14 protein-coding genes are annotated in these 16,030 nt (G+C 59.3%); 7 read left to right on the top strand and 7 right to left on the bottom strand.

Annotation, left to right across the window (positions count from 1 at the left end; translation table 11 throughout):
• Positions 1-50: 50 nt before the first annotated feature.
• Entirely contained in the window at positions 51-1,421 is a 1,371-nt protein-coding gene (locus NKI19_RS31815; RefSeq protein ID WP_352567592.1) for an MmgE/PrpD family protein, read from the bottom strand.
• Between the two features lie 1,077 nt (positions 1,422-2,498).
• On the opposite strand from NKI19_RS31815, the gene NKI19_RS31810 reads away from it, so the two are divergent.
• Entirely contained in the window at positions 2,499-2,786 is a 288-nt protein-coding gene (locus tag NKI19_RS31810) for a helix-turn-helix domain-containing protein (protein ID WP_352567591.1), read from the top strand.
• Here the strand turns inward: NKI19_RS31810 and NKI19_RS31805 are convergent.
• The 6 genes from NKI19_RS31805 to NKI19_RS31780 all read right to left on the bottom strand — a co-directional run bounded on the left by NKI19_RS31805 (position 2,710) and on the right by NKI19_RS31780 (position 9,022).
• Positions 2,710-2,928 (bottom strand): hypothetical protein, encoded by a 219-nt coding sequence (locus tag NKI19_RS31805; protein WP_352567594.1) that lies wholly within the window; start codon positions 2,926-2,928, stop codon positions 2,710-2,712. The genes NKI19_RS31810 and NKI19_RS31805 overlap by 77 nt on opposite strands.
• 118 nt (positions 2,929-3,046) lie before the next feature.
• Positions 3,047-4,114: an ABC transporter substrate-binding protein gene (locus NKI19_RS31800; RefSeq protein ID WP_352567590.1), complete on the bottom strand. Its 1,068-nt coding sequence runs from the start codon at positions 4,112-4,114 to the stop codon at positions 3,047-3,049.
• Positions 4,115-4,740: 626 nt separating this feature from the next.
• A complete protein-coding gene (locus tag NKI19_RS31795; RefSeq protein WP_352567589.1) occupies positions 4,741-5,931 on the bottom strand; it encodes a serine hydrolase domain-containing protein in 1,191 nt (396 codons plus the stop codon).
• A gap of 247 nt (positions 5,932-6,178) precedes the next feature.
• A complete protein-coding gene (locus tag NKI19_RS31790) occupies positions 6,179-7,003 on the bottom strand; it encodes an ABC transporter permease (protein WP_352567588.1) in 825 nt (274 codons plus the stop codon).
• Positions 6,996-7,910, bottom strand: a complete 915-nt coding sequence (locus NKI19_RS31785; protein ID WP_352567587.1) for an ABC transporter permease — start codon at positions 7,908-7,910, stop codon at positions 6,996-6,998. Before NKI19_RS31785 ends, NKI19_RS31790 begins: the two co-directional genes overlap by 8 nt.
• Positions 7,907-9,022, bottom strand: a complete 1,116-nt coding sequence (locus NKI19_RS31780) for an ABC transporter ATP-binding protein (protein WP_352567586.1) — start codon at positions 9,020-9,022, stop codon at positions 7,907-7,909. Before NKI19_RS31780 ends, NKI19_RS31785 begins: the two co-directional genes overlap by 4 nt.
• Before the next feature lie 896 nt (positions 9,023-9,918).
• Between NKI19_RS31780 and NKI19_RS31775 the strand changes: the two genes are divergently transcribed.
• From NKI19_RS31775 to NKI19_RS31750, 6 genes are all read left to right on the top strand, one after another.
• Entirely contained in the window at positions 9,919-10,617 is a 699-nt protein-coding gene (locus NKI19_RS31775; RefSeq protein WP_352567585.1) for a CoA transferase subunit A, read from the top strand.
• A 15-nt stretch (positions 10,618-10,632) separates the two neighbouring features.
• Complete coding sequence (locus NKI19_RS31770) at positions 10,633-11,262, top strand: 3-oxoacid CoA-transferase subunit B (protein ID WP_352567584.1); 630 nt, start codon at positions 10,633-10,635, stop codon at positions 11,260-11,262.
• A gap of 49 nt (positions 11,263-11,311) precedes the next feature.
• Positions 11,312-12,493, top strand: coding sequence for an acetyl-CoA C-acetyltransferase (locus NKI19_RS31765; protein WP_502899371.1), 1,182 nt, complete (start codon positions 11,312-11,314; stop codon positions 12,491-12,493).
• Positions 12,494-12,508: 15 nt separating this feature from the next.
• Positions 12,509-13,006 (top strand): UPF0262 family protein, encoded by a 498-nt coding sequence (locus tag NKI19_RS31760; protein ID WP_352567583.1) that lies wholly within the window; start codon positions 12,509-12,511, stop codon positions 13,004-13,006.
• A 273-nt stretch (positions 13,007-13,279) separates the two neighbouring features.
• A complete protein-coding gene (locus NKI19_RS31755; RefSeq protein ID WP_352567582.1) occupies positions 13,280-14,695 on the top strand; it encodes a Glu/Leu/Phe/Val family dehydrogenase in 1,416 nt (471 codons plus the stop codon).
• A gap of 478 nt (positions 14,696-15,173) precedes the next feature.
• Positions 15,174-15,873, top strand: a protein-coding gene (locus NKI19_RS31750) for an IS6 family transposase (RefSeq protein WP_352567581.1) whose coding sequence is annotated in 2 segments (ribosomal slippage) — positions 15,174-15,266 and positions 15,268-15,873 — 699 coding nt in all. Because the reading frame shifts where the segments join, the coding sequence is not laid out codon by codon here.
• The last annotated feature ends 157 nt before the right edge of the window (positions 15,874-16,030 follow it).

Here is a 16,030-nt window from a genome sequence, read left to right as displayed (position 1 = left end):
GGGAAGAAAGGTAGGGGGGGCCGTTCTCATCAATTAGCTGGCTTCAGAGATCAGACAGTGACGCACAATTTCAGCGCGTCACGGACGGATAGAGTCTCCAATTGGAGGAGAGCCTCCTTCAAACGCACGGCGTTAGTTCCGCCGATAACGGGGCTAGCGAGTGTGAGGAACTTCGCTTCGACCTCCGCCTGCCCAAAAACGGGCCCGCCGGGGGCACCGGTCGGTACCTCGGCCTCTTCGGAAAAAGCTTCGCCATTCCGGAGGCTCACATTGACGCGGGCCGGCAGGAGCCTGTTCGCATAGAACTTCTGATCCGCGCCGGCGAGTGTTGAAAGACTTATTTGTGATGCTGTTTCTTGGAGGTCTTTGTCCGCCAAGTCGCTTTCGCGCAGGCCCGTCGCGGACGACTTGTCGTGTAGTTCGAGGGCGAGCGCATAGGGGATATGGAACGCGGCCTCAACGGTCGATTGCGGCCAGGGGCCGTTGAAGTCCCTGACGAACTCGCTCACCGTCTCAACGTGAATGCCCTTGATGTCGGTGCGGCTCAAACGGTAGCGCGTTAGCAACGCGCGTAAGCAATCAACCGCCGTGTGGATCCAGCGGCAGACACCATAAGGCTTGAAGCCGGTCTCGAGGATGAAGTAGCGCTCGCCCCACCGATCGAGCATATCTCGGGGTTCAAAGCGGTCGGACCCGGCCATGGCCCAGAAGCCGTCATCACCCTCGAAGATCGTGTGATTGCCATGGAAACCGGCGCGGACAAGCTCTACTGCCGTAATAGCGCCCTTGTTTGCCCACCCATAGTTGTTCTTCAAAAGGCTCATTGGCCGCGAGTGGAACTTGCGCAGAAAGGGAAGCGGGGCGTGCATGGCTGCCAGCCCATAGGAATCGGCGATCTGCTCCGCGCTGAAACCGTGCAAGAGGCTTGCCGCCGTGCAGGCCCCGAAGACCTGCCAACTGGCATAGCCCTTGACCTGGCGATCGCGGTATTCGCTAGGGCGAATGGCGGTGCCAAGGCGCAGCGACATCTCGTAACCCCCGACAATCGCTGCGATTAGCCCCGTACCGGAGCTGTTGACCTCTTCGGCAACGGCGAGGGCGGCGGGGATAATCGACGCTCCGGGGTGGCCGAACAGGATGTAGGAATCGTCGAGGCTCAACATGCTGCCGCTGTGCGCGTTGGCATGGGCCGCATTGGCCGAATGGAATCTCAGTGAAGTGCCCAAAATCGTGCTGAGACCACCGGAATCAATACGCGCGAGATAGGCCATCATTTGCCCCGCCCCCCGGGTCGTGCTTCCCGCGATCATGCAACCAACTTGATCAAGGAGCAGAAGCTTCGCTCGGTCGCAGACATGTGCCGGCAAGTCGTCATAAGTCAGTCTGGCAACCGCGCTGGCAACGTCTCGTGTCAAAGGCATTTTCCGAACCGTGTGATGAGGTCGAGTCAAGCTAAGGAAGGGCTAAGCATGGCAGCTGCCTCGCCTAGGCCACAGTCTAGGACATCTGCTTTTCTCTGATAGTTTCAGATGGTTATGTTCGGGCCCGATTTGTTATTCGGCCGCGGGGGCGCCCGCCTAACTTTGCACCTGATCCGAAAGGTGCCTGCCGCCACTGATCAACAAGTGGGCAGATGCTGTTCGGCATTATCTCGTGCGGGCGGGTCCGCAGGAGGCGGCTGGCTGCTGTTTCTGCGCCACGATCGTGGACGCCAGCCAACTTGATTTTCAGCCAGCAAATGAATTCAGACAAGCATTTTGAATGGCCGCATCGGCCCGCTGCTTGCCTGCGAAAAGAACGGCCGCATCAGATCCCGCGTCATCCAGTCGCTCATCCTGCCCTCTATCGCTCGGGAGCTTCAACACTACGGCCGTGTCAGTCTGCGCACCGGCTGGTATCGACAGGTGCATGTGAAGAGCCGGCAGTGCCGTCTCTGGCGTTCCCTCCTCGTCGCCCGCCGATCCAGTCCCGCATTCGCGCGTTTCATCGCACACCAACTAGACGGTTGAAGCGATCGATCTGCAGCTGCAGGCGCTGGATGCGAAGTCGGCCTCGGTACGCTCTCTTCGCAGCTGCTCATCCCGTTCGGCGATGGTGGTGTCACGGGCGCAAACGGCCGCCTACAGAAAGGCGATCCGGGCGAGGAAATCAGCGATTGAGGGAGCTTGTTCCGACACCCAAATCACATACCCGAAAGCCCTCCATTACGGAAGCAAAATCGACACAAACTCAATAAGAAACGACCGAATTTAGCCGGCCAGACGCGGTCGATAAATCTTGTTCGGCCGACGCCAGTCGAGCCCGTCCAGAAGCAGCGAAAGCTCTGCCTTGGTGAGCGACACGGCGACCTGGCGGTCGGCCAGGCGAAACAACCCTCGGAAAGCGCTTTGTAAAAAGACAGAACCCCTGGTCGTCATGCGCCAGAATCTTGATGATATGCCCTTGCGTGCGTATTCCAATGAAACCGGACAGAGATTCCGAAACGAAATCGGACACCTATGGAGTGCACCCCTGGACTGAGACACAAAAAATCGCGGACAGTTCGCCTGCAAGGAGAGGCAACTGCAGGCATGGCCGGAAGGCAAAGAGTTATTGGTGAGGACCAAAAGCTGGAGCTTCTCCAACGCGTGGAGACTGGCGAAACCGTCAACAAGTTGGCAGATGACGTTGGCATCAGTCGCCAACGTCTTTACGCGTGGCGTGATCATCTCAGGCTTCATGGCAATCTGAAGTCACGTCGGCGCGGCCGGCCGGCCAGATCGACAGTACGCCCCCCTGGGTCATGAGCTGGGCAAACCGTCCGAAATCGCGCAGCGTCACGCACATGCCGCCCCTGGCAAGCCCGAAACCGCTGTCGTCCACAACGATATAGGCATCCTCTTGGGCCCCCATAGGCGCCCAGATCTCCTGGCTCAGCAAATCGGCCATCGACCGTCCGGAGACCCGCTCAAGGACGAAGCCGACCACGGCGGTATCGATCGGGCTTGGTCCGCTAAGTCTCAGGGCTGCCGCTGACGCCGGCAGCCCTGTTTCCTGGGAACAAGGCTTACTTCTGAATCCAGGTATTCCAGCGGTCGACCAGCATTTGCTGGTTCGGCACCACCCACTTGGCGTCTGGAATCACCATTTCGGATATTTGCTCGGGGGACGGCATAATCGCGCGTGCTTCCGCGCTCATGTACTTTAACGCGTCCTTGCTCGCCGGCACGGCGGACAACGCCTCGCAAACCTTCCCCTGAATTTCGGGCGAATCCAGGTAGAATTTGAGCAGCTCAAGCGCTTCAGCCTTGTGCGGCGCGCTTTTCACAACGGCGAAGCGATCGGAAAGCAAGATCGCCCCGTTAAAGGACCAACCGATTGGCTGCCCTTCGTTTTTCAGCGCCGTGACGCGGGACATATACAACACACCTGCATCAAATTGACCATTACGGAAACCTTGAACCATCTGGTCACCGGCTGTATACCACTGCGTGACATGGGGGCGCAGCTCGTCGAGCTTCTTGAAGGCCCGGTCCACGTCCATCGGGTACAGTTTGTCGCTGGGTACGCCATCGGCCAAAAGAGCCTGCGTCAATTGCTTATACGCTGATGTGTCTGCCTGAAAGCCGCGGGCACCAGGAAAGTTCGAAGTGTCCCAGAACTCCTTCCAGGTGCTCGGCCCGCCGTTGGGAAATTTCTTTTTATTGTAGGCAATCACGGTCCCTCCACTGGCGAACAAAACACTCGATGCCTTGCATGAGCCAGGCAGCAGATCGGGGCGATCATTGAATTGCATGCAGAATTCTGAAAGGTCGTCTGCCCTCGTCGTCAAGTGATCCGATGCCTCGACGCCTGCGTCGTCTTCGGTGTAGATGTCCCACGTTACGTTACCGGATTTGACCATGGCCTGCACCTTGGCCCGACCTTCGTCGTTGTCGCTGGTCGGAACCGAGACAACCTTGATGCCGGTGGCCTTTTCGAAAGGGTCGAACCAGAATTCGCGCAGAGCCTTTTCGTAGGAGCCGCCGGAGTGAGAGAAGACGACTTGGCGTTCCTGCGCCGTCGCGGGGGTTGCAGATGATGGCAGCGACAATGCCGCGAGCGCATAAAGACCAATCGTTAGTTTGCTTTTCATTTTCGTTCCTCCTCAGGGGTTTCGAGGATCTTTGACGCACGTTGAGATGGCATATATGCCCACGCAACGCGCACTTAGCTCCTGACGCATTCAATTTATTGTAAAAAACGTTCCCGGCACTTTCAGTCAGTTATGAGGGAAGCCGATTTGTTATTCGGCGCGCTCAATGCGCCTCCACTATCGCGCATCCTGCTGTTGAACGCGCGGGGACCGGCCTCTCTTCGCGCATCGGCGGGAAAGCCCAGCGACTGTGACGGCCGGGTCGACCGGGTGAAGTGATGTCCTCGAACAGCTTCCTGCTTGGTCTTTCCCGATGTCGGAGATGAAAACCGACGGTCGCTCCATCGAAACAACCAAAGAAAAGACTGCGTCGCTGACCACATCAATGACTAAGGCAAGCCCATCTCGAAGAGAGCGCGTCCTCAGCCCGCCCGGCATTGACGACGGGTATTCAGGATGATTTACGATATCACGTGCCGACCAGCGCTTGGGCGGCGCGCTGTTCCCGCGGAGCACACTCAACTCCAGCCAGTGTCCCATCGAGAACGCCAAGCTTAAGAAGCCGCCCAGAACGCCACCGATCGCTCCGTCGAAACCTTGGTGCGGACCAAGTGCGCCATCAAAGATTATGTGCACGCATCCCTGATCGCATGGATCGCCGCCAGCGCTTCAATCGTGCAATCCGAGTTTACCGCTTCCGGCCAAGCCGAGAGTTTCACCACCGCAAAATCGGCTTCCGGGTCGATATAAATCATCTGGCCGAAAACCCCGCGGCACATAAAGGCGCGCCGGTCCGGATCCTCAATCCAGAACTGGTTCCGATAAGCGCCATTTGGCAGGGAGCTTCGATCCTCGCCCAAGGACAGATCGTGATTACCGCTTCGCGTCTCCTCGATCCATTCCGATGGAACGATCTGCTTCCCGTTTAGCACCCCGCCGCGCAGGAGCAGAAGAGCGAGCCGGGCATAGTCACGAAGCGTCGCATTGAAACAACCACTCGCTATAGCAAAGCCGCCATGGTCGACTGTGATATAGGCGTCTTCCTCCGCCCCCATTGGGGCCCACAGTTCGGTGCTGATGAGCTCCGCAAGTAGCTTCCCGCTTGCACGCTGCATGATGAAGCCCAGCACGTTGGTCTCGGTCGACCGGTAGTCGAACATTGCGCCATGCGGACGCTGCTGCTCAGTCAACCTCAGGATGAGCTGCCACATGGTTCGAGGGTCGTCGGCGGTTTCCAGTGGTTTCACTCCTGCAGCTCTCTGCATCATGTACGCGTGGGTACCAGGCTGTGTGTAGGGTCCAGTAACCGTCACACCGGTGGTCATGTCGAGTACTTGCTGCACTGTGGCGCCGCGATAGGCGGTCGCTTCGAGTTCAGGCAGATAGCGCGTCACTGGGCTGTCTGTGTCGATGAGCCCCTTGTGGACAAGTATGCCGCACACCGTCGCCGTAATGGACTTCGACATTGACATGGCGAGGTGCTGACAGTGCGGCTTCAGGCCGTTCATGTATCTTTCGGCTATGACCTCGCCGTGGTGCAGAACAAGAAATCCGTCGGTAAAGCTGCTGTCCAGAAACTCGCGGATGGTGGAATGCCCCCCGGCAATCTCGAACTCAATGCCGTCGATGTCGGTGATCCGCTCCGGAAGCTGCAGGACAGGTCCCCGGCCGCGCCAGATCGACGCGCTCGGCACAAACTCGCGAACACGCTGAAACGTCCAGCGGTTGTACGGCGCGAAATCCCACTCAGTGCGCGGAATCATCGGTCCCCCGGGTCTCATGGGATCGGGCTGCCACTCGAGGCTGGTGTCGTTCATGATTTTCTTCTCTATTCGTAGCAGGTACGAAGAAACCTCTGTGGTCAATCTTATGATCTGGTCGAGGTGGAGACAAAGCGCCAATCAACACGTCTTATTCTCCAGGTCGCAGATTTGTGATCAGAGCCCTGCTCAGATCACAACGTGCCCCGGATACTGTCCGGTAGGTATGCCTCCAAGCGATCGTTGAGATATACAGCCTCAGTCTCCGGGCGGCCGGCCTTGGCGAAAGCTCCGGTGAAATCGATCAAGAATTATTTCTGCTCTGGACAAGACGTATCGTACCCATCAGCAGGATTGAGATGACGACGACGATGGTGGAAACCGCCGCAATGACTGGGGTGAGATTTAAGTTGATGTCCTCGAACAGCTTTCTGGTGATCGTCTTCCCTCCGATCCCAGAGATGAAGAAGGCGACGGTTGCTTCATCGAACGAGGAGATAAAGGCGAAGACTGCGCCAGTGATCACGCCGGGGGTGATTTGCGGCAGGACGATTTCGAAGAAGGTGCGGCCGCGTCCGGCCCCGCAGCTGAGGGCCGCCATCTCGAGAATGGGGTCGAAGCGCTGGAGCGATGCGGAAACGGAAATGATCACATAGGGAACTGTCAGCATCGTATGCGCGAGCAAAAAGCCGAAGAAGTTCCCCGTCAAGCCAAGCGGCGCGAAGAACAGATAGAGTCCGATCGCCATTATAATTGAGGGAACGATCAGGGGACCGAGCGCCAAAGCGAGCACAAATGATTTCCCCGGCAGATCGCCTCGGACCAAGCCAACCGCGGCGAGCGTCCCGACCAGCGTCGCAGAAATGGTGGCGAAGAATGCGATGCGCAGGCTGAAAAGAGACGCAGCCATCCAGTCAGGGTCACTGAAATACTCGACGTACCAGTGCAGAGTCAGCCCAGAGGGCGGAAACTCGATATAGGGAGCACTACCGAACGACATCGGTATGACGATCAGCGTGGGCAGAATCAGGAAGAACAGAATGAGCGCAACAAGGAGGCCAGCGGCGATCTTGCCGAGCGCGAGAGGACGAAACGGGCCTGCGTTGCTCAAAGCGATGGTCTCAGACATTGCCGAATCCTCCGGAGTTGGCCAAGACCCTGCGGAACATGAAAGTGAGGACTAATGTAACCGTAAGAAGAAGCATCGCCAGCGCGCCCGCGAAGGGCCAGTTGAGCAGGACCGTCGTCTGCTGTCCGATCAACGTCGACATCATTAGCGTTTCGGGCCCGCCCACGAGGGCCGGCGTGACGTAGAAACCGAGCGCCAGGATGAAAGTCATCAATGTGCCTGCGAAAACACCGGGCAGACTAAGTGGTAAGGTGACTTTCAGAAATGTTGTGAACACTCCAGCGCCAAGGTTTGCGGCGGCCTGCGGCAGTTCCTTTGGAATGGTGCGTAGTGAGCTGTAGATGGGGAGGATCATGATAGGTATCAGCACATGTGTCATGGCGAGCAAGACAGTGCCTTCTGTATAGATGAGCTTGAGCGGTTGATCGAGCACGCCGGTTCCGACAAGGATGTCGTTGATGATGCCCTTACGCTGCAACAGAATGATCCAGGCGTAGGACCGCACAAGAACTGAGGTCCATAGTGGAATCAGGACGCAGCCTGCGATCCAGAACGCGAGTTTGCCTCCAGCCCGCGCCATGGCATAGGCAACCGGATATCCAAGAACGAAGGCGCCGATCGTCGTCGCAAATGCGATCCAGAGCGTACGCAGCAGAACCTTCAGATAGAGCGGTTCGGCAAATATGCGGACATAGTTGTCGAGAGTGAAGCCGGGGTCGAAGAGGCTGCCGACCAGCATGCGGCCAACTGGGTATAGAAAGGTAAAGAATAAGAGCAGAAGGAGGGGCAGGACCAGTATAGCTGACAAGAGGAGGGGATATCTGCCACCGGTTCCGGTGACGATGAAGAGCCGCGCAAAACGTGGCGCTGAGGCGAGACTGATGGGAGACTCGTCGACACTGCTCATTGGCCGTCGCCCTTGCCCGAAAACAGGTGAATGGAATCGGCATGGAACAGGATGTCAACCGCATCACCGCGCGCGAATGCCGACAGGTCTGGGCCTGCCGATGCGTGGATATGCAATGGAGGGCCGCTGCGTCCATTGATGTTGACCAGAAGAATCTGGTGCGTGCCGAGATAGATCGAGGTGTCCACCGTGCCGGGGACAGCATCTGGGCCGCCGGTGCCGCGTGCGGCAAGGGAGATGTTCTCCGGCCGGATCGCGGCCCGCAGCGACAGTCCGGGAGAAAGCTCAAAGGCATGTCCGTTGAGTGGTCGCGTCACGCTGAGTGTCGAGGCGTCGGTGACCCTGATCTGGTGGCCGGCGTTCTCGGATCCCAGATATTCGACCGGCAGGAAGTTCATCTTGCCGATGAAATCGGCCACGAACGGAGAGGCGGGCTCGCTATAAAGGCTGGCGGGGCTGCCGATCTGGGCAATTTGGCCGCTGTCCATGACCGCGATGCGGTCCGACATGGTCAGCGCTTCCTCCTGGTCGTGGGTCACATAGATGACAGTGACGCCAAGACGCTGCTGAAGCGTCTTGATCTCGATCTGCAACTGTTCGCGGAGTTTTTTGTCGAGCGCGCCGAGAGGCTCGTCCATCAGAAGCACGGGAGGCTCGAAGACCAGCGCCCGCGCGAGTGCAACGCGCTGCTGTTGCCCCCCCGACAACTGGGACGGCATCCGACTGCCATAGTCGTCGAGTTGGACCATGGCGAGCGCCTCGCTCACCCGCCGCTTGATCTGCGCGCGATCCATTTTTCGCATACGCAGGGGGAACGCCACATTGGCGCTCACCGACATATGGGGAAATAGGGCATATTTCTGGAAGACCATGCCCACATTACGCTTATTGGGTGCAACATGTGTGATATCGGTCGCACCGATCTCGATGAGACCCGCAGTCGGCAGCTCAAAGCCCGCGATCATCATCAAGAGGGTCGTTTTGCCGGAACCCGAGGGCCCAAGGAGCGAGAGGAACTCGCCGGGCTTCACATCGACGGAGACATCCTCTACTGCCGTGACCGATCCGTAGCGCTTCGCGAGCCGGCGGACCGTGACACTTTCACCCTTCATTTCGTTCTCCGCATACATTTGAGCTCAGTGCGAGTAGAGCCGGTGGCGTGCAAGATTCACCCCGGCCCCAATCGAACAGTCTCTGCCATTTCTATTCCGCCATATTAGGCAATTATAAGCCCGTCAAAAACCCGGTGCAGATTATGATTTGGCCCTATTCGTTATGATCGCAGGAGGTTTTCTGTCGCCGCTCCCACCTTGAAGCTGTCACACTGTACAGGCCTTTCATTTCAGGCCGCGTGATCGCGGGCGAGCCGGATGGCGATTTCGGATGCATCGGGAGCGACCGGCGCAGCAAGATACACCGCGAGGTGGCGGGTTCGATCCGCACCTCAGCCAAGTCGGGTAGGGGGTTCAAAACGTTCAGGCCGTTCAAATGTTCACCAGTCGTGTTGTCTCGCCGGCAACACTACTTGGTTGCTGCCAACGGGGCTGCTCCATATCATCATCCTAACCCTAAGAGATAAGCGGTCAACTTGAGCCAATTCCGATCGACCGGTTGAGCGTTTCGGCTGTCACCCCGCGCCATCTTATACGCGCCTTTCCGATAACGTGTTCGTCCGCAGGCCGCTTGCTCGTGCCGGTTGTCGTGCGGCCAGTGACGAGCCGGGAAATTTCGAGTTCGGCCCGGCACGTCAATCCATCGTCCGACGGACGATGGTGACCTGAAAAGACCGGAGCCGATCATAAATCTTTGGGCCTCGGAATAACTCTGATTGCTCGCACGCCGGCAGCATTTCCGAATAGATAGGCCTTAGAGCTTAGTTCTGTGAGGCAACTCGCGTCCGCAAAGCAATCGACACCTGTGGAGCTGGCAGAACCCTGTAAGCTAGCACATCGGATCGGGCGCTGCTTCACAATGAAGTATCGATCAATTCTGGGCGAGCGAATGAATAATGGATAAGGTCTATGGCAAGGCGGGTACGGCGCTGGACGGTCTGTTGTTTGATGGGATGTTGATTGCCGCGGGCGGGTTCGGCCTCTGCGGTATACCGGAGTTGTTGATCGATGCTATCCGGGAGGCGGGCACGAAAGACCTGACGGTGGCATCCAACAATTGCGGCGTCGACGACTTTGGCCTCGGCGTGCTCCTGAAGACGAGGCAGATCAAGAAGATGATCTCCTCCTATGTCGGTGAGAATGCCGAGTTCATGCGACAGTATCTGAGCGGCGATCTGGAGCTCGAGTTCAACCCACAAGGGACTCTCGCGGAGCGCATGCGTGCCGGCGGTGCCGGCATCGCCGGCTTCTACACCAAAACCGGCGTGGGCACCGTCGTGGCAGAGGGCAAGGAGCACAGGGTCTTCGACGGGGAAACCTACGTCCTCGAAACAGGCGTCGTCGCCGATCTGTCGATCATCAAGGCCTGGAAGGCGGACACATCCGGCAATCTCGTCTTCCGCAAGACGGCGCGCAACTTCAATCCGCCGGCCGCCACCTGTGGCAAGGTCTGCGTGGCCGAAGTCGAGGAGATCGTGCCTGTCGGCAGCCTCGATCCCGATCAGGTCCATCTGCCAGGGGTCTATGTGCATCGCCTGATCCAGGGCGAGCACGAGAAGCGCATCGAACAGCGCGCCACGCGCGCGGCGAGTTGAAGGGGAGGCGGCAAGATGGCCTGGGACAGAAACCAGATGGCGGCGCGGGCCGCGCGCGAGCTTGACAACGGCACCTATGTCAATCTTGGCATCGGCATTCCGACGCTGGTCGCAAATCACATTCCGGATGGCATTCACGTGACGCTGCAATCGGAGAACGGGCTGCTCGGGATTGGTCCATTCCCGACCGAGCACGAGATCGACGCCGACCTCATCAATGCCGGTAAGCAGACCGTGACGACGCTGCCGCATTCGGCCTTCTTCGACTCCGCGCAGAGCTTCGCGATGATACGCGGCGGCAAGATTGCCATGGCGATCCTCGGCGCCATGGAAGTGGCCGAGAACGGCGACCTCGCCAACTGGATGATCCCCGGCAAGCTGGTCAAGGGCATGGGCGGCGCAATGGACCTGGTCGCCGGTGTCAAACGCGTCGTGGTGGTCATGGACCATACCAATAAGGCCGGAGAGTCGAAGGTGCTGAAAGCCTGCACGCTGCCGCTCACCGGCCAGCGCGTGGTCGACCGCATCATCACCAATCTTGGCGTGCTCGATGTCGTCGAGGGCGGTCTGAAGCTCGTCGAGTGCGCCGACGGCGTGACCGACGACGACCTCCGCAGCGCGACCGAAGCAACGATCGTCAACTGAAGTGGGTGTGCTGGCTGGAGCCGCCAGTTCCAGAATAGAGGAAGCCATCATGAGCAAAACCTCAATCGTTGTCGCTAGCGCGGCGCGCACAACTGTCGGCTCCTTCAACGGCGCCTTCGCCGCCACACCGGCGCATGAGCTCGGCGCCGTCGTCATCAGGGAGTTGCTGTCGCGCGCCGGCGTCGAGCCGGGCGAAGTCGACGAGGTCATTCTCGGCCAGGTGCTGACCGCCGCGCAGGGCCAGAACCCCGCCCGCCAGGCGTCGATCAATGCCGGCCTGCCCAAGGAGACCACCGCCTGGGGGCTCAACCAGGTTTGCGGCTCAGGCCTGCGCGCCATCGCGCTCGGCATGCAGCAGATCGCCGCCGGCGACGCCACTGTGATCATCGCCGGCGGCCAGGAATCGATGTCGCTCTCGGCGCATGCCCAGCATCTGCGCGCCGGCGTCAAGATGGGCGACTACAAGATGATCGACACCATGATCAAGGACGGGCTTTGGGATGCCTTCAACGGCTACCACATGGGCAACACTGCCGAGAACGTCGCGCGCCAGTTCCAGATCACCCGCGATGACCAGGACCAGTTCGCGCTGGCCTCGCAGAACAAGGCCGAGGCCGCTCAGAAGGCCGGCAAGTTCAAGGACGAGATCGTCGCCTTGACCATCAAGGGCAAGAAGGGCGACACCATCGTCGACCAGGACGAGTACATCCGTCACGGCGCCACCATCGACGCCATGACCAAGCTGAAGCCGGCTTTCGACAAGGACGGCACGGTGACTGCCGCCAACGCCTCCGGCATCAATGACGGCGCCGCCGGCGCGCTGCTGATGAGCGAAGCGGAAGCTGTCAGGCGCGGTATCACCCCGCTGGCGCGCATCGTATCCTGGGCAACCGCCGGCGTCGACCCGCAGATCATGGGCACCGGACCTATTCCCGCCTCGCGCAAGGCATTGGAAAAGGCTGGCTGGTCGGTCGGCGACCTCGACCTTGTCGAGGCCAACGAGGCCTTCGCCGCCCAGGCCTGTGCCGTCAACAAGGGCATGGGCTGGGATCCTTCGATCGTCAACGTCAATGGCGGCGCCATCGCCATCGGCCATCCGATCGGCGCCTCGGGCGCCCGCGTCTTCAACACGCTGGTGTTCGAGATGCGTCGCCGCGGCGCCAAGAAGGGCCTGGCCACGCTCTGCATCGGCGGCGGCATGGGCGTCGCCATGTGCGTGGAAGCGATGTGAGGCGAGGACGGTGTGATGACCGCCGGAGAATTCCGCCTCTGCGATGTTTCGCTTGACCGATCTTTCAGCGGTCGAGATGCCGGCACAGATCGTGAGCACGACCTTGCGATTGGTGCCCTGCTGGCATGCAATACGTTCATTCCTGCAGAGCACAGCGGCGGTCCTTATCCTCTTAAGCTCGAAGTGGCGGACGAACGCCTGGCTCTCCATATCTCTGACGAAAACGGCGTCCATGTTGCAAGTCACCAACTCTCGCTTACTCCGTTCCGCCGGCTGTTTAGGGACTACACGCGCATTTGCGAGAACTACTACGACGCTCTCCGGCATCCTGGTCCAGAACGGCTGGAGGCAATCGATATGGGCCGGCGCGGCATCCACAATGAGGCCTCCGAGCTTCTGAAAGAACGTCTCGCATCGAAAGTGAGCGTCGACAACGACACCGCTCGGCGGCTGTTCACGCTGATCTACGCTCTGCTCGCGCGAAATACTTCTCGGCGGAGTCAGTCGAGCTGAAGGTGATGCGCGAACAAAGCCCCGCTCAAAGAGTGCCGAGAGTTGGTTTACGCCCGCGGCTTTGCAAGCCGCACATGGATCAAGAGGGTTGGTGGGCTGACACTCAGCCAACCACGAACAGAAGGAAAAATGTTCGTTGCCTGCAAGGTCAAAACTCCAAACTGAACTGCCGGATGAGAATTCGCTCCAGTCGCTTTGTCTCGAGCATCGCAAGACGAACTCCGGCAGCAAGCGCATGAATGTCAGCGCCAACGGTCTGGCGGCGAGGTATCGATGATGGAGGATAATTCTGCCGGCTTTCTGGAGAGCGTCGACCAGAACTTCCGTCATGCCATGACGTTCCTCGATCTACCGGATGGATTGGCAGAACGGATCATCCAATGCAACTCGACCTACACGGTGCGCTTCGGTGTCAGACTGCGCGGCCGCATGTACAGCTTTATCGGTTGGCGATCGGTTCACAGCGAGCACTGCGAGCCGGTGAAAGGCGGCATTCGCTATGCACCCAATGCCGATGCCGAGGAGGTGGAGGCGCTTGCCGCGCTGATGACGCTCAAATGCTCGCTGGTCGACGTTCCGTTCGGTGGCTCGAAGGGCGCGCTCAAGATCGACCCGCGCGATTGGACGGCACATGAACTTGAGCGCATCACCCGCCGGTTCACCCAGGAACTGAACAAGCGTGGCCTGATCGGCCCCGGCGTCAATGTTCCTGCCCCCGATATCGGCACCGGCGAGCGGGAAATGGCCTGGATGGTGGACGAGTTCCGCCGCGCCAATCCGACCGATGTGGTCAACGCGCGCGCCTGCGTCACGGGCAAGCCATTGTCGAAGGGCGGCATCGCCGGTCGCACGGAGGCCACCGGGCGCGGCGTGCAGTTCGCCATCCAGAGCTTCCTTCGCGATCCGCGTACTGCAGGCCTGAAAGGCCGGCGCGATCTCAAGGAGGCGTCGGTCATCGTCCAGGGCTTCGGCAATGTCGGCTATCACGCAGCCAAGTTCCTGTCCGAAGGCGATGGTGCTCGCGTGACCGTCGTGGCTGAACGGGACGGCTGGGTCTCCAATCCAGAAGGATTGGCCATCAAGGCGCTGAAGCAGCATCAGCTCCGCACAGGCAGCATCCTTGGCTTTGAGGGAGGCAAGTCGCACGCCAACGACATGGCCGGGATCGAAGAGCGATGCGACGTTCTCATTCCCGCGGCAATGGAAAATGCCATCCATTCAGGAAATGCAGAGGGCATCAAAGCCCATCTTGTTGTAGAAGCTGCCAATGGTCCGATCACGTTCGAGGCGGACAAGATCTTGCGTTCGCGCGGCGTCGTGATCCTTCCCGATCTCTATGTCAATGCCGGCGGCGTGGTGGTCAGCTATTTCGAATGGGTGAAGAACCTCACGCACATCCCATTCGGCCTGATGGAAAGGCGCCGACGGGAGCGCCGCAACGAAACCATTGCCGCAGCACTCGAACATATGACCGGCAAGGAATTCCCCGCCGACATGCGCGACGAGTTCCTCGAAGGAGGTGCGGAGATCGACCTTGTCCGATCTGGTTTGGAAGACGTCATGCGCAGCACTTGGGCACGCATCGCGGACCTCATGGAAGAGCAGCCTGAACTGGGTGACTACCGGACAGCCGCCTATGTGGCGTCCATTCGGCAAGTTGCCGACGCCTACGAGGCGATCGGCATCTGAGCCCTGGGCTGAGACATACGATCTGCGCAGCGACGGAACGGCATACTTACTTATGGAGCAATCGGACTAGGTCGACAGTTCAATGCAGAAGCACAGCCTGCCGCTGCTGTCCGGTCTCTCCCATTGACCGCGACGTTGCGCGGCGCGCCCTGCCGGTGTTCCTCCCAACTGGCAGGGCGCTTTTCCCACGGCACTCATTTTGGGCTTGCCCCAGCCGTGCCGCGAACCGAGGCCTTGAGAAGCGCGTTCATCCCAACAGAAGGCTGGCACATCGAGCTTTGACACCTCCGTTACGCAAAGGCCGCGCGCATCATCGCTGCTTCCGGCGCATATCTCAGCGCTTCGCATCACGCCGTCGAGTTGAGCGGCGCAGCGGGCTTGGAAGGATGTCTCGGGTTCTCGCTGTTGGAGGGATGTGTTGCAACGATTTTGTTACTCGCGAGTGGCAACGATCCTTCAACCATTTCGGAGGATTGCGATGTTCAAAGGCCGCCAGTTCGACCAATCTGTGATCCTGCTTTGCGTGCGCTGGTACCTGGCCTACAATCTGAGCCTGCGTGATCTTGAGGAGAATGATGGCCGAGCGCGGCATTACGGTCGATCACACGACCATCCACCGCTGGACGGTCCGTTTCGCGCCCTTGTTGCTGGAGCGCTTCAACCGGCGCAAGCGTAGCGTGACCGGCAAATGGCATGTCGACGAGACCTACATCAAGGTCCGTGGCCAGTGGATGTATCTCTATCGCGCCATCGACAGTGTCGGCGACACCATCGAATTCTATTTCAGCGAGCAGCGCGACCTGCCGTCGGCCAAACGCTTCTTCAGAAAGGCGCTGGAGCGTCATGGCCGACCGGATCGCGTCGTCATCGACGGTAGCCAGACCAATCGGGAGGCGATCGTTTCCTGCGACACCACAAATCGCTTGCAGGATCGCTCCCAGCGCCGGCTGAAGCCGATCCGGATCCGCAAGAGTAGATACCTGAATAACCGGATCGAACAGGACCATCGGCGCATCAAGCGCCGTATCCGGCCGATGCTCGGCTTCAAATCGACGGCCACCGCAGCCACCATCCTGACCGGCATCGAAATGATTCACATGATGCGCAAGCGACAGGCGAGGTACGCCTTCAATCTGAATCCGTCCTTGGCCGAGCAGTTCGAAATCCTCGCCGCCTGATTGACCTCGCATCAGGGCCTCTCTGTGCCCCTATTCAGCCGTTGCAACAAAACCCTTCACAACATGCCGGGTATGGACGTCGGCACTTTTGCCCTTTCAGACAGCGTCATGCTTGCAGCATCCGACCGCTTTGACATTAGAATTCTTGGTAAGGGTG

The organism is Mesorhizobium sp. M0751 (assembly GCF_040320265.1).
Classification (GTDB): Bacteria; Pseudomonadota; Alphaproteobacteria; order Rhizobiales; family Rhizobiaceae; genus Mesorhizobium.
The sequence above is the reverse complement of the archived record's forward strand: the minus strand, read 5'-3'. Positions and strand labels throughout refer to the sequence as shown.

Bases quoted from the DNA above. Each gene is read 5' to 3' on its own strand.
- NKI19_RS31815 (WP_352567592.1), bottom strand. From the start codon at position 1,421: ATGCCTTTGACACGAGACGTTGCCAGCGCGGTTGCCAGACTGACTTAT.
- NKI19_RS31810 (WP_352567591.1), top strand. From the start codon at position 2,499: ATGGAGTGCACCCCTGGACTGAGACACAAAAAATCGCGGACAGTTCGC.
- NKI19_RS31805 (WP_352567594.1), bottom strand. From the start codon at position 2,928: ATGGCCGATTTGCTGAGCCAGGAGATCTGGGCGCCTATGGGGGCCCAA.
- NKI19_RS31800 (WP_352567590.1), bottom strand. From the start codon at position 4,114: ATGAAAAGCAAACTAACGATTGGTCTTTATGCGCTCGCGGCATTGTCG.
- NKI19_RS31795 (WP_352567589.1), bottom strand. From the start codon at position 5,931: ATGAACGACACCAGCCTCGAGTGGCAGCCCGATCCCATGAGACCCGGG.
- NKI19_RS31790 (WP_352567588.1), bottom strand. From the start codon at position 7,003: ATGTCTGAGACCATCGCTTTGAGCAACGCAGGCCCGTTTCGTCCTCTC.
- NKI19_RS31785 (WP_352567587.1), bottom strand. From the start codon at position 7,910: ATGAGCAGTGTCGACGAGTCTCCCATCAGTCTCGCCTCAGCGCCACGT.
- NKI19_RS31780 (WP_352567586.1), bottom strand. From the start codon at position 9,022: ATGAAGGGTGAAAGTGTCACGGTCCGCCGGCTCGCGAAGCGCTACGGA.
- NKI19_RS31775 (WP_352567585.1), top strand. From the start codon at position 9,919: ATGGATAAGGTCTATGGCAAGGCGGGTACGGCGCTGGACGGTCTGTTG.
- NKI19_RS31770 (WP_352567584.1), top strand. From the start codon at position 10,633: ATGGCCTGGGACAGAAACCAGATGGCGGCGCGGGCCGCGCGCGAGCTT.
- NKI19_RS31765 (WP_502899371.1), top strand. From the start codon at position 11,312: ATGAGCAAAACCTCAATCGTTGTCGCTAGCGCGGCGCGCACAACTGTC.
- NKI19_RS31760 (WP_352567583.1), top strand. From the start codon at position 12,509: ATGACCGCCGGAGAATTCCGCCTCTGCGATGTTTCGCTTGACCGATCT.
- NKI19_RS31755 (WP_352567582.1), top strand. From the start codon at position 13,280: ATGATGGAGGATAATTCTGCCGGCTTTCTGGAGAGCGTCGACCAGAAC.